Consider the following 13,306-nt stretch of genomic DNA (forward strand, 5'->3'; position numbering starts at 1 on the left):
GTAACCGATGCCGACAGATGCTGTAACGGTCCATAACCAGATCCCGAAGCCGGACGAGGCCAACACCCTCCAGTACGACATGGGCCGGCTGAAGCTGGCGATGGACCTGATCGATACGCTGATTTTCGCGCTCAACGGCGAGTTGGCGGCAAAGGCAGCTTCGGTCCACGGGCACGCAATCACCGATGTCACCGGCCTGCAGAACGAGCTGGATCAACTGTCCCAGCAGATCGCAAGCAAGCCGGGCACCCTGGCGGGCTTGAGCGACACGAACACCGCCGACGTCACCCATGGCATGGTGCTGCAGTACCTGACCGGGGCATGGCAGGCGGTTGCCGCCAAGGCTTCGTTCTTCGCGGTCGATCCGATCTCGGGGCTCACGGCGAACAACGTCCAGGACGCCATTGCGGAACTGAAGGGCAATATTGTCAGCATCCTCGGTGCCGCGCCCGAGACCCTGGACACGCTGAACGAACTGGCGGCCGCTCTCGGCGACGATCCCAATTTTGCCGCTACGGTCACCACGCAGCTCGGCCAGAAGGCAAACTCGGCGGATCTTGGAGCACATGCCACACAGGCTCCGGAACCGGCTCGGCAGACGCTCGGCGTCGAAGTCCAGACCAGGGTTACCGGCGACACGCCCGAGTTCTACGACCCGTCCTCCGCGACCTGGAAGAAATTCGGCAGCGGTGGCGGGGCTCCGGTCGGGTCGGTCATGCCCTGGTTCTCGGACACGCCGCCGAGCGATCTTTGGCTGATCATCAAGGATCAGAACCAGGTGTTCAGCCGGGCACTGTTCCCGCAGCTGTTTGATGTGCTTGCGCCGGAACGCACGGTCGTCTTCACCAACGGCTCTGCGGTCGTCACCGGCATCGGCTCGGACAACGGGTTCGCGCCAGGCATTCCGGTTGAAGGCGCGGGCATCCCGGCGGGGGCGACGATCCAGTCAGTCGATGGGCCCAGCCAAGTCACTCTGAGCGCCGCCGCAACTGCCGACGGGACCACCTGCCGAGTGTTCCGGTATGGCAACGGTGACGGCAGCACGACGGCGGGTCTCCCGAACCTTGCTGGCCGCTATATGCGCGGTTGGGATCCGTCCGCTCTGATCAACGTGGATGCTGGCGGCGCGCTCGGGATCACGCAGGAACACGCCATCGAGAATATCACCGGTGAGGTGGGTTATCGTATCGAGAATGACACCACGGCGCTCGGTGCCTTTTACAGGGACGATAGCAACAAGTGGCACTACACGAACTCAAGTGGTGACGGTGCTTCCGATGGTGCTGCCTTTGATGCCTCCCGCGTCGTCAACACCTCCGAGAGTGAAACACGCGGTAAAGAGGTCGTCGGCACCTGGATCATTAAAGTTGCCGATGGTGTGGATGACCCGGCGATCCTGAACGCGAATGACGTTGTGCAGGACGTTGCCCAAAACACCGCGGACATTGCGCAGAATACGTCGGACATTGCCGCACTGCAGAGTTCCGCGCTGACCTATGTGGAGTTGGAGACCACCTCTTACACTTGGGGTGTTTGGTACACCATGGCGCACGGTCTGGGGAAACGCCCGAAGACCGTACAGCTTTTTGCAGAGTGCACAGTGGCCACCTCAGGCTACGCAGTCGGGGAGCGTGCGCTTCTCGGTACGGTGGACAGATCGAACAATGACGGCTCGGCCTACAACTACGGTATCGGCCTGTCCTATGACGAGACTTCCGTCCACTGGGCATCCGGATCGCAGGCCATGCGGATCACGCCACGAAACAGCGGGGGGACCATGGCTCCCTCATCTTCGAACTTCAAGATCGTTGCGGTGGTAGGTGCTTGATGATCAGAACATACGTAAACCCGGATGGTACGGACCCGGTTGTCGTCGTTCCGCAGGTGATCAACGGCAATCCCGTATACGCACCCGCGCCTGCGGGAAAGGTACTCGTTCCAGGCGAACCGAGCATCCCGAACCCGGTATGGGATTTCGAGGCGGAGGCGTTCGTGGAGCGGAAACTATCACGTGACGAGCTTCCTCCGCTGACGGCTCGCCGGTTCCGTCTGGGTCTCATCAGAGCCAAGCGCTCCCTGTCTGAGGTGGATGCGGCAATCGCAGCGATCCCGGATCAAGCCGAGCGGGAGGAAGCGGAAGTTGAGTGGATGTTTGCGACGAAGTTTGAACGGCTCCATCCCCTGATCGAGCGCCTCGCACCAGCCCTCAATTTCACGGACGAAGAGGTCGACACGCTCTGGCGCAGTGCCCTGCAGCTTTGAAACAGATATCGCGCGTCGGTCTGACGGCCCTCAAAATTCGCAGATCCAAGTCGCCAAGCCGCTCCGATGAGTTTATACTTAATTGCCATATGAATAGGAATTCACTGCTCTGGTGCTTGCAATAGATCAATTAGCGTGGGAGGGGAGCTCATGCCGTTGACTGCAGTTGTTGAACCCGAGGAACTGAAGAAGCTGACCAAGGTATTGGACGACTATTGCCTGGAACGCAACATTCCTGCCGGCGACGGACGCGATAATGTCGCGTACCGAATTCTGGGACTATACAAGAACGGCGTGACAGACGCCGAGAACCTGAAGGCGGCTCTAGAGAATTCTGGAAGCCTTGACGCCACTGGTTGAGCACACAAAGCTTCAAAATTCGAACTGACCTATCTGCACTGCCGTTGTGTGTATCGGGTCTATCTGGCAAGGTGGTGGGGCACGTCAACGTGCATCTGGGCTGACGACCGTCAGCCCCTTTTTTTGCCCATTCCCCCGATGCCGACCGCTGTTTGAACCGCCCTTAAAGCCCCGGCCGGAGACAGCGAAGTTATGAGCGCAATCGTCCCAAATGTTGGTACCCGCGTCTGTTTCGCGGAAGAGGAAATCGACGCGCTTTGGCAGAGCACTTTGCAGCTCTGATTACCCCTACACGGCAAACCACACGCACCGCCCTTGAGGCGGTTTTTTTATGCCTGCCCAGATGGAGTGAGAAATGACGAAACCCATTTTCGGAATGTCGTTCACGCGTCCGGACGACGAGATCGTTCCGGCGCTTGGCGCGGATTTTTCGCAGACGCTGCTGATCGAAACGTCGGAAGACGCTTCCGCGGCTTCCTATCCGTTGGATACGCCGGTGCGGTTCTCCACCAGCGACGCGGCTGCAATGGCGGATCTCGGGACCGGTCTCCTGGCCGATGCCGTCAATGGCATCCACGCCCAGCTGTCGGATCTCAATGCCGGTGCGGATGTGACAGTGGTTCGCGTTGCCGAAGGCGTTGACGCGGCCACGACCGCCGCCTCGATCGCCGCCATCGTCGACGGCATTGCCGGCATTCCGTCCGCGGTCAACAAAACGCCGCGCATTGTCGTTGCGGGCCGGACGGCCTGGCGCCCGGATCTCGATACCACGAACCCGGTCATTGCCGCGTTGGAAGCCAATCTCGGCAAGATCCTGGCTGTCGCCCCGGTGGATGTGGACGACACCTCGGCCGCGAACGCGATCGATGCCCGTGAAACCATGACCTCCGAACGCCTGATGCCGATCGGTGTTGCTGCCCGGGTGTGGGACGGCGCGCAGGTGGTCACCCGGCCGATGTCGCCCCGCGTTGCCGGCCTGATGATCCGGATCGACAACCAGGTCGGCGGGGGGCTGCCGTTCCATCCGTTTGCCAATCGGCCGATTTTCGGCCTGGCCGGCATCAGCCGCAAGATCCCGTTTTCGACGCTGGACGGCTCAACGGAAGGCCAGCAGCTGCTGGCGGCCAATGTGTCGATCGTTGCCGAGGGCGAGACCGGCGTCGATGGCGCGGTCGCCGATGGCGGATACCGTTTCATCGGCACGGATAACGCGCACACCGGCGAGCTGTGGGAACAAATCCACCAGGTGCGCGGGACCGATTACATCGTCACGCAGATCATCGAAATCACCAACCAGTTCCTCGGCCGAAGGGTCTCCGCCGACACGGTCGAGGCCTGGATCAACTCCATCGCCTTTGCGCTTCGCGACCACGTCAACGCTGGCAACATCATCGGCTATACGCCGCGCAGTCAGATGTTCAAGGCCAGCCAGAACAGCCCTGAGAATATCCGCCTGGGTCATCTGAAGCTGGATATCGGTATCGAGCCGTCCCCGGTCTTCAAGCTGGCGGAGCACGAGATCCGCCGCTGGCGGCCGGCCGTCGAGGGGCTGGTGAACGAGATCATCGCACGTCTCGCGAATGACGCCTGATCGGGCGTCGCTCTCTTCATAACGCGTCCAAAAATCACGACAGATCAGGAACAGATCATGCAGACGATTTACATGCTGACGGCCGTTGACGTTCGCCGGGCCGAAAAGGAAGGCACGTCGCGTGCAAATGCGATATCCAAGCTGACCATCCCGCCAGTCAAGTTCATCACCGCCAAACATAGCCCTGGCGGGGGCGTCATGGGTGTTGACTGGACGGTGCCGCGCATTGAGCCGCTGGAGCCTGCCTTCATGATCAGGGGGCTCGACAAGGAAATCTTCGTCGGGCTCGGCCATCGTGACCGTTGGGTCTTTGCAGGTTCCTATAAAGATTTGCGCACGGGCAAAAACGTCTCGGCCCGCGCAATCATCGAGGGGGCGATCGTCGAGTGGGAACCGGACGAGAGCGACCCGGAAGACTTCCAGGGCTGCAATCACGCGCTGAAGGAAGTCACGCATTTCGAGCTGATCCTCGACGGTGAAGAACTCTACTACATCGACTTCTGGGAGCGGATCATGCGGCGGAACGGCGAGGATCTCTTCGAAGGCGTCCGCGGCGCCCTGGGCGCGTAGGCCACCCTTCAATCACCAATCATTCCAGCAGCCGGGTCAAAGCCCGGTTTTTCTTTCGAGGTAACCCATGTCCAACAAGGTGAAATCCGTCGACGTACCGCTTGATGAGCCGGTCGAGCATGATGGCGTCAAATACGAAAAGCTCACGCTGCGCCGGATGAAAGCGGGCGATACGCTCGTGGCGGAAGGCGAGGAAAGCGAGGCGCGGGCAGGTTTCAAGCTGTATGCGGCTCTTGCAGGCGTGCCGTTCGAGGTAATTGCAGACCTCGATCTCGACGACTTCATGACGTTGGTCGAGAAGGCGGCGCCCCTTATGGGAAAGTCTGGCGCCGGCATGCTGGAGGATCTGAAGAAGGCGCTGGCAAAAGCGTAGCCTGGCGAGACGTCATTCTCCAGACCGCGAGAGCAACAGGGACGCCCGTCAAGGATGCGGAGGAGTGGGAGGTCGACGATTTCCTGGCCTACTCGGAGAGTGCCGCCAGGGTCGTGCGGGCGGAGAACCGGTCAAGCAAGGGGCAGGGATCTCGTTAGTGGCCTGCTGTTCAACCTTCCGCGTGCATTTCAGTCGAAAGACTGGCGGTGAAAATTTGACACCTGGTACCCGAAACGGAATGCCGTTTTCGGCCCTGAGCGGACATTCTCTCGCTGATACGCTGCTGCGGAGCAGTCCGCCGAAGCCGCCATTCATTGCATCTGCGAAGATGGGTGGCCGCCAGATGCCGGCAATGCGGGACGTTGCCGCCGTTGGAAAAATGAACTAGAAACTCAGCTTTCGGTTTTCATTGACCAATCTTGCGCTTTGACTTCAAGGGTTTCATCCCTCAGATAAAAATGAAAATGCCGCCCCCCAGACCCTTCCATGGTGGTCCAAGGTGTGGGGTCCATATCGTCTCGAGTATCACCTGAAATTTCATAGAATTCACCCCAGGAGGGTGCAAGCCCACTGAAACGGCACTGTCCCCCATACCAGCCATGGTCATTTACTGGTGTGACACGATACCTGGCGCAGCCGTCGAAGCGGACTGTAATTTCGGGTACTTTTTCGTATTCACGGTAGACGTAGGGGTTTGGCCTCATGTGGGCCAACAGCATCTGACCATGTTGTTCAATCTTGAGACGGACATCGTTTGGATGGGCATTCCAATCTTCGTTGAGGCGCTTGAAAGTCGGCAAATCGTTAGCTTGGAAGTGCCAAGGTAATTCGTCTCTAGGGGTCCAAGTGATCCAAAGACGATCTGGATGCTGGGCCAATGGACTTAGGTCGCCAGAAGGTTTGTTGACCAAGACGGCAATGCTGCCACGGCCAGCCATCTTACAACCAGTCAAGCAAGCTCGTATCCGCCGACCATCGACTTGAACAATGGGTAAAGTGTGGTCTGCAACCCGCAATATGTCACCTGCTTCGGGAACGTGCGTGAGCCGATCTAGCATAAGAACAGTTTGTGGCCTCCCAGATTCATCTTCTGGTAGGCTGAAAATGTCGGTCAAGCGACCTTGTGGTTTGCGCACGTTCTTTTTCCCAACGCCTTGTCTCGCTCGTAGGACTTCACTATATCGCGGCAGAGCTCAACTTTAAAAGCAGCCGTTCGTGCACTTCGCAGCATCGGTCAACATGGAACTCGGAACAGCCATGCGGCGCCGCCGCAGGCCGCCCGTATCCGATCGACTTCGCTGGCGTCGCTTCCGGCCCTTCCCGACATCCACCTGCCGAAATGATGCCGCGGCGCAACCCGCCGAACCGGCCATTCGTTGCTCAGTCGAAGATGATTGCCGCAAGACAGCGGCTGTGCGGACAAAGCCGCCGTTGATTGTGTATGTTGGTCTCGTCAACGGCGGAGCAGCGACATGCGGATTGGGGTGATTGGATGTGGGACGATCGCGAGCGCCGTGATCCGGGGCATCGCGGAGGACGAGCATCAGATCACGGTTTCCGAACGCAGTGCCAGTCACGCCAGTGCACTCGCCAAGACCTACGAGAATGTCACCATTGCGGACAATCAGGGCGTCGCAGATGCAAGTGACGTGATTTTCCTGGGGCTGATGGCCGAGGTTGCTCCGGAGGTTTTGGGAGCGCTGAAGTTTCGTGAAGGTCAAAGGATCATCACTTTCATGGCAGGTGCCACGCTGGAACAGGCGGACGCCATGGTGCGCCCTGCGCGTGCGGTCGCGATCATGATGCCGTTTCCCGGAATTTCCAGCGGAGGGACGCCTATCATGATGCAGGGCGACGCAGTACTGGTAAATGAGCTTTTCGGCGCGCGAAACAGCATCTTCCCCCTGACGAACGGAAACGAGATGGCCGCCTACTTGTGTGCGCAAGCCGTGCTTTCGCCCGTCGCACGGATGGTGAGCGACGCAGCCGACTGGTTGGGAGAACGTGTTTCGGACAAGATGCAGGGCGAAGCTTTTCTGCGGGCACTTGTTGCCTCGAACCTGTCAGAGACCGAAAGCGTCACGCTTATCGAGGCTCTGAACACACCCGGTGGGTACAACCAACGTCTGAGGTTGCATATGGAATCAAGCGGCATGGGCGATGCACTTGCGCGCGGACTGAACGAACTGGAGTAGCCGCGTTGCACGCGGGGACTTGGTCGCTCCGGGCTCAAACCCGCCTTGCGGCGGCGCGAGGCACCAGTCCATACCCTGGCTAGTGCTTGGTCGACACAAACGGCCCCTTTCCGTCATTCGTTCCGACCGCAGCGAAAGGCAGCTCTCCGCCCGTTCGAGTCATTCGCCTCCGGTCTCAAGCATCAAATTTTCACCACTAGTTCGCCTGGCAGCCTTTGTTGCTGCCGGGTACGAGAGGTATGGTCCCGTGGCAACCCTCACGTCTCAACTCATTGTCTCGCTACTCGACCGGGTCTCGCGACCCGCCCGCGTCGTCAACAAGAGCCTTGCGCAAATGCGTCTGCGGGCCGAGGCGAATGCCCGCGCCATGGATGCGGCGCGCGGCCGGATGCTGGACGCTGTCGGTGTTGGATACGCCCTCGCCAAGGCGATTGCTTCGCCGGTCAATGCCGCCCGCGAATTCCAGTCCGTCATGGCGGATGTCAACAAGGTGGTCGATTTCGACACGCCGGACGGCCTTCAGAAGATGAGCACCAGTATTCTGGCGTTGAGCCGGGAGATCCCGGTTGCGGCGAGCGGCATCGGCGAGATCGTCGCGGCGGCCGGCCAGGCAGGGATGGCGGGCGACGAGCTTCTGGAGTTTGCCCAGATTGCCGCAAAAGTCGGGGTTGCGTTTGATCTGACCGCGGCGGAGACGGGCGAAAGCCTCGCCAAGATCAAGACGGCGCTCGGTCTTACCGTTGAACAGACGTCCGAACTGGCCGACGTTCTCAACCATCTTTCCAACACCTCTGCGTCGTCCGCGTCGGATCTACTCAACTTCATGAGGCGTGTCGGCAGTGCCGGCACGGCAATGGGCTTCTCGGCACGGGAGACGGCCGCCATCGGTTCGGCAATGGTTGCGGCCGGCGCGCAGGCGGATGTCGCCGCGACCTCGTTCCGGAACGTCGCCAAGACGTTGGCGCGCGGGGACTCAGCGTCCAAGCGCCAGCACCTTGCCTATAAGAAGCTCGGCCTTTCGGCGACGGACGTTGCAAGCCGGCTGCAGAAGGATGCCGTTGGCACGCTGCAGGATGTCATTGCGAGGATCCGGGCACTGCCGAAGGAAGTGCAGGCCGCGACGATTACCGACTTGTTCGGTGATGAGGCGCGGGCGGTCATGCCGCTGATCGAGAACGCGAAGCTCCTGACCAATTCACTCGGCCAGGTGACGGACGAGACCAAATATCTCGGATCGGCTCAAAAGGAATTCGAGGTCCGGTCTCAGACGTTCGATGCGAAGCTGCAAAGCTTTCAGAACCGCATGACGGAAATTGCAATCGTCATCGGAAACGCTCTCCTGCCGGCACTGACGGAGATCATGGAAACGATCATGCCGATGATCACCTCCGTGGCGGATCTGGCTGCCGCCTATCCGGAGGTGACCGCGGCCGTAGTCGGCACGACTGCCGCTCTTGTAGCGCTCAATATCGTGGCGATCGCCAGCCGGTATGCGTTCCTCTTCCTGAAAGGCGGTGTTCTGGATACTGCGATCGTAATCGCCCGCGGCGCGGGGCTGATCACATCTGCGATGAAACGCCTTCGTGTCGCGGTTTTTGCAGCCGGCATGCTCGCGGCCGTGGGTGGAGGTGGAACGATCTTCGGCATTCTGGCAACCGCAGCGACTGCCGCCGTTGGCGTAATCAAAGGGGCCGCAGCCGCGATCGGAGGCGCGATCCTCGGGATTTCTTGGCCGATCGCGGCCGTGATCGCCGCAGTGGCCGCCCTGGGGATTGCGATCTATCGCTATTGGGAGCCGATCCGGGAATTCACGCTCGGCTTTGCTGATGCTGTCGGCGCCGGCCTTTCTGCTGCCATGACGGCCATCACCGGCTTTGTCAGCGAGCTTACATCCAAGTTGTCGGGCTGGGCTGCCGACCGACTGGTCGATATCGGCGCCATCCTCGGTATTGAAGAAGCGCCGATCCGGGCCGGCCTGGATACGGCGAAGGCGCTGATTTTCGGCACGCTCGACGCCATCGTCGATGCTGTCCTGGCGCTGCCGGCCCGGATAGGAAGCTGGATCTCCGACATCTTCACCCAAGAGGATTATTCGGCAAAGGCAGAGGCAGGGTTCAGGGACGCGGGTCGCAGGGCCGGTCAGGCGTTGGTCGACGCAATCATTGACGCGTTCAGCCAGCTTTGGGAATTCCTTCGCTCGATCCCGGAACGAGTGGTCGATGCCATCGGCAAGATCGACCTGTCCAATATCTTCAGGTGGCCGTCAATGCCTGGTTGGCTTGGCGGCGGCGCTCCCGCGCCCGCGAAAGCAGCGCTCGATGGTGCCCGGGCTGCCGGCGGACCGGTGGTTGGCGGCCGGACCTATCAAGTGGCTGAAAAAGGCAGTGAACTGTTCACGCCAGATCGTGACGGGTTCATTCACAGTGCACAGGCCACGCGGCGCATTCTCACCGGAAGCGACGCTGCGGAGGCATCTCGCGGACAGGTCAGCATTTCCTTTGGCGATATCATCATCAAGGAAGCGTCAAACGCCCGAGAGATCGCGCGGCAGCTCGGCGACGAGATCCGATCGGAACTGGAGGGCATCCAGGCCGACACGGAATGGACCATAGCGTAAGCGGGGTTGCTTGAATGCTCTACATGATTGGCGCCATTGAAATCGACACGTTCCCGTTTTCGGTCGACGGCGTGACGCGCACAGCGTCGGCCGACATCGCCACCAAACCTTTGCTCAACGGGTTGAAGGGTGCGGAGTTCATGGGGGAGGGGGACGACAAGCTATATCTGCGCGGGCAGATCCTCCCCTCGAAGATCGGCGGGCTGACCGAGCTGGAAGCATTGCATGAGCACATGCGGCAAGGCGCGGCGTTGCCGGTGATGCGGGGTGACGGCCGGAGGCTTGGAACCTTTGCGATTACCGATATTCGGGAGACGCACCAGGAGCTGCTTCGGGATGGCGTTGGTTACGTCGTGCGTCACAGTATCACGCTGAAAAAGGTTCCGCCGCAGCGCGAGGCCGGCAACCAGGTGGTTTCGTATCTTCTGCAACTCTTCGACGCCCTGAGATGATCATGCCGCAAGCAATAAATGTCGTGGGCGATAATCTGACGCTCGACCTAATCCTTTGGCGCAAGTACGGCGTCCGCGGTCAAGCTCTGGTCGAAGAGACCATGGCGCTCAATCCGGACCTGCGCGGCCCCTTCCTGCCGGTTGGCGCCGTTGTCACCCTACCGGATCTGCCGAGTGAGCAAACCGCGACCCGTGAAGTCGTGACACTGTTCGGATAATCACATGGCATGGAAAACCAGATGGGCCGTCTCAGTTGGCGGACAGGATATGTCGTCGGAAATGGCGCCGTATCTGGAAACGATCACTGTGACCGACAAGGCCGGGGCATCGTCGGACAGTTCCAGTCTGGTGCTTGACGATACGGGCGGCAGGATCCGGTTGCCGCAACCCGGCAGCAGTATCGTGGTGCGTCTCAACGGGGTGCAGGTCTTCTCCGGAGTGATTGACAGTGTAAAGTCGTCGGGCTCGCGATCGGCCGGACGGGGATTGTCGGTTTCTGCCAAGGGTTTCGATGTGCAGGGAAAGGCCAAGGAACCGCAGCGCCTGCATCTGGACGATGGGACGATCGGCGATTTCCTCACGAAAGTCGCTAAGCGGGCAGGGTTCGATATGAAGATCGATCCCGCTCTCGCTAATATCGCGCGCGACTATATCGCTGCAGATGGCGAGAGTTTCCTCCATGTCGGTGAAAAGCTTGCCCGTGAACTCGGCGGAACCTTCAAGTTGCGGGGACCGCTGGCGGTCCTGGCAAAGCACGGCCAGGATTTCGGGCTGCCGCTGATCAAGGGTTTCTTCACCGGCGACAGCAGCGGCAATCTGATTTCATGGGACATCGAGCCGGTTTCGACCAGGTCCGTCTTCAAGTCGGTCGAGGTGCCCTATTTCGATCGTAAGAAAGGCGAGCCGAAGACCCACAAGACCGAAAGCGGGGCGGCCGGGGAGCGGTCCGAAGCGGTGAACGTTGTCCGTCATGTCGCGTACGATGAAAGGCAGGCCAGGGACATCGCCGAGGCGCGCAAACAGCAGATAGAACGCGAAGGCGGGACCGGGCGGGTTAAACTGGATCTGATGCCGGAAGCACAGGTCGAGGCACTGTTTCAATTGAGCGGCACCCGGCCAGGCGTCGACGGCACCTATCGGATCGTTTCCGTCATGCATTCCGCCAGCCGGTCAGGCGGCGCGACAACTTCGCTGGAGCTGCAACAGCCGCAGGACGGCGCCGGCAGCGACAGCCGCTAAGCGACATCAGATCAGAGCTTTCAACCAACCCGCCACTTCGGCGGGTTTTTTCATGCCCAACGACGAGGAGGGTGACGTGAGCAAATTGACCTTTGAACAGTGGCTGCAAAGCCGTCTGACTGCGCATGGTTTCGCGTGCGGCGAGATCGACGGCATTATCGGCCCGAAGACGTTGCACGCCCTGCGGGCTTTCCAGCGGGCAAAAGGGCTGGCGGAAACCAGCCGCGCCGACGAAGCAACGGTGACCGCTCTCAGGCAACCGAGTTCACGGGTTCCGGCCGAGGTGAGCGGCTTCATTCCGGATCGTGACAAGGACGAACCGGAGGACGGTCGGCGCTCCGTTTGGCCCCGGCAGAAAGATGCCATGTCATTCTTCGGTGCACCCGGAACCAACCTGGCCCGCGTTGAGGTGCCCTGGAACATGCGGCTTGCCTGGGACAAGGACGTGACCGTTCGCCGGATTACCGTGAACGCCAAGGCCGCGGCTTCCGCCGAGCGGGTGTTTCACAAGGTTCGCGGGCTCTACTCGGACAAAGAGATCAAGGATCTCGGTCTGGATCTCTTCGGCGGTTCGCTGAACATTCGACGGATGCGGGGCGGCAGTCGTCTGTCCATGCATGCCTTCTCCATCGCGATCGACTTCGATCCTTTGCGCAATCAACTGTCGTGGAAACGGCCGCAGGCGCGTCTGTCGCTCGACGATGCAATTCCGTTCTGGCGGGCATGGGAGGCCGAAGGCTGGGTTTCGCTCGGCCGCGCCCGCAATTTCGACTGGATGCACGTCCAAGCGGCTCGCCTCTAACCGGCGAACAAGATCCGGCCGAGCGGCCCGGGCGTTTCGAAAGCCGCTTCTTCCTCACCCTGACAATCGGAGATCTGATTATGATCCGCTTCGCATTTGCGGCGCTGATGGCGCTGTGCATTCTCCCGACCGCGGCTTATGCGGCCGACACCACTGTCGACCTTACGATCCTGACGGGCAACGTCCTGGAACTCGTTCTGACCGGTCTTTCTGCCGTTGCCCTCTGGCTCGTCCGCAAGGGCATCGACGCGCTGCGGGAGCGCACCGGGCTTGAGTTGGACGATCAGCTGAAGAGCAGGATCGACGACGCCCTGTTCCAGGCGCTCCAGTACGGCAAATCGAAAGTGCTGACGGCGCTGCAGGAGCAAACCTTGACCGTCGACGTCCGAAACGAAGTCGTGAAGCATGCGATCGACTATGCGCAGGCCTCCGTCCCCGGCGCGCTCGACTATTTCGATATCAGCCCCGCACGGCTGGTCGACATGCTCGAAGCACGGCTCGGTCTCGACCTGGACCTTGACGGTGACATTGCCGGCCGGGCTGCATGAGCACGCTGCTTGCGGCTTTGAAGGCCATTCTAGTCGATTGGCTTGCCGGCATTGCCGGCGAGCTGTTCCGCCAGTGGCGCCATGACCGAACGGTCAAGCAGAACGCCATCCTGAAAGCGCAACTGAAATCCCGAAAGGCGATCGATCGTGCTCAGAAAACGACTGCTCAGCGCTCTCTTGATGCTGTCCGCGACCGCCTGCGCCAGCACGCAGGGCGGCGGTAACGTAATTTCCGGCGTGTTGGCATCCGTCTCGGCGCCGGAGGCCAAAGAGGTCGGCGACATTTGCGCGGCCCTC

Annotated in this window: 15 protein-coding genes; 13 read left to right on the forward strand and 2 right to left on the reverse strand. The window is 60.5% G+C overall.

Features of this window, described 5'->3' with window-relative positions; translation table 11 throughout:
- Positions 1-7 precede the first annotated feature (7 nt).
- The 6 genes from ON753_RS09490 to ON753_RS09515 all read left to right on the forward strand — a co-directional run bounded on the left by ON753_RS09490 (position 8) and on the right by ON753_RS09515 (position 5,156).
- Entirely contained in the window at positions 8-1,828 is a 1,821-nt protein-coding gene (locus ON753_RS09490; RefSeq protein ID WP_265962284.1) for a hypothetical protein, read from the forward strand.
- Positions 1,828-2,262: a hypothetical protein gene (locus tag ON753_RS09495; protein ID WP_265962285.1), complete on the forward strand. Its 435-nt coding sequence runs from the start codon at positions 1,828-1,830 to the stop codon at positions 2,260-2,262. Before ON753_RS09490 ends, ON753_RS09495 begins: the two co-directional genes overlap by 1 nt.
- 150 nt (positions 2,263-2,412) lie before the next feature.
- A complete protein-coding gene (locus ON753_RS09500; protein ID WP_265962286.1) occupies positions 2,413-2,622 on the forward strand; it encodes a hypothetical protein in 210 nt (69 codons plus the stop codon).
- 355 nt (positions 2,623-2,977) lie between these two features.
- Entirely contained in the window at positions 2,978-4,213 is a 1,236-nt protein-coding gene (locus ON753_RS09505; RefSeq protein WP_265962287.1) for a phage tail sheath protein, read from the forward strand.
- A gap of 57 nt (positions 4,214-4,270) precedes the next feature.
- On the forward strand, positions 4,271-4,783 hold the full coding sequence (locus ON753_RS09510) for a phage major tail tube protein (RefSeq protein WP_265962288.1): 513 nt from the start codon (positions 4,271-4,273) through the stop codon (positions 4,781-4,783).
- Between the two features lie 67 nt (positions 4,784-4,850).
- Positions 4,851-5,156 (forward strand): phage tail assembly protein, encoded by a 306-nt coding sequence (locus tag ON753_RS09515; protein ID WP_265962289.1) that lies wholly within the window; start codon positions 4,851-4,853, stop codon positions 5,154-5,156.
- 392 nt (positions 5,157-5,548) lie between these two features.
- Here the strand turns inward: ON753_RS09515 and ON753_RS09520 are convergent, their stop codons facing one another.
- Positions 5,549-6,292, reverse strand: coding sequence for a hypothetical protein (locus ON753_RS09520; RefSeq protein WP_265962290.1), 744 nt, complete (start codon positions 6,290-6,292; stop codon positions 5,549-5,551).
- A 258-nt stretch (positions 6,293-6,550) separates the two neighbouring features.
- Here ON753_RS09520 and ON753_RS09525 point away from each other — a divergent pair, with 258 nt between their 5' ends.
- From ON753_RS09525 to ON753_RS09555, 7 genes are all read left to right on the forward strand, one after another.
- On the forward strand, positions 6,551-7,351 hold the full coding sequence (locus ON753_RS09525) for an NAD(P)-binding domain-containing protein (protein WP_265962291.1): 801 nt from the start codon (positions 6,551-6,553) through the stop codon (positions 7,349-7,351).
- Positions 7,352-7,598: 247 nt separating this feature from the next.
- Positions 7,599-9,968 (forward strand): phage tail tape measure protein, encoded by a 2,370-nt coding sequence (locus ON753_RS09530; protein ID WP_265962292.1) that lies wholly within the window; start codon positions 7,599-7,601, stop codon positions 9,966-9,968.
- Positions 9,969-9,991: 23 nt separating this feature from the next.
- Positions 9,992-10,420, forward strand: coding sequence for a phage tail protein (locus ON753_RS09535; protein ID WP_265962293.1), 429 nt, complete (start codon positions 9,992-9,994; stop codon positions 10,418-10,420).
- A gap of 2 nt (positions 10,421-10,422) precedes the next feature.
- A complete protein-coding gene (locus tag ON753_RS09540) occupies positions 10,423-10,638 on the forward strand; it encodes a tail protein X (RefSeq protein ID WP_265962294.1) in 216 nt (71 codons plus the stop codon).
- A 4-nt stretch (positions 10,639-10,642) separates the two neighbouring features.
- Positions 10,643-11,659, forward strand: coding sequence for a phage late control D family protein (locus ON753_RS09545; protein WP_265962295.1), 1,017 nt, complete (start codon positions 10,643-10,645; stop codon positions 11,657-11,659).
- 76 nt (positions 11,660-11,735) lie between these two features.
- Complete coding sequence (locus ON753_RS09550) at positions 11,736-12,461, forward strand: peptidoglycan-binding protein (RefSeq protein WP_265962296.1); 726 nt, start codon at positions 11,736-11,738, stop codon at positions 12,459-12,461.
- Between the two features lie 80 nt (positions 12,462-12,541).
- The gene (locus ON753_RS09555; RefSeq protein ID WP_265962297.1) at positions 12,542-13,009 is read left to right on the forward strand and encodes an inadl protein; all 468 of its coding nucleotides are present in this window, start codon (positions 12,542-12,544) and stop codon (positions 13,007-13,009) included.
- 29 nt (positions 13,010-13,038) lie between these two features.
- Here the strand turns inward: ON753_RS09555 and ON753_RS09560 are convergent, their stop codons facing one another.
- On the reverse strand, positions 13,039-13,293 hold the full coding sequence (locus ON753_RS09560; protein WP_265962298.1) for a hypothetical protein: 255 nt from the start codon (positions 13,291-13,293) through the stop codon (positions 13,039-13,041).
- Positions 13,294-13,306: the final 13 nt, after the last annotated feature.

Source organism: Roseibium salinum (assembly GCF_026240905.1).
GTDB lineage: Bacteria > Pseudomonadota > Alphaproteobacteria > Rhizobiales > Stappiaceae > Roseibium > Roseibium salinum.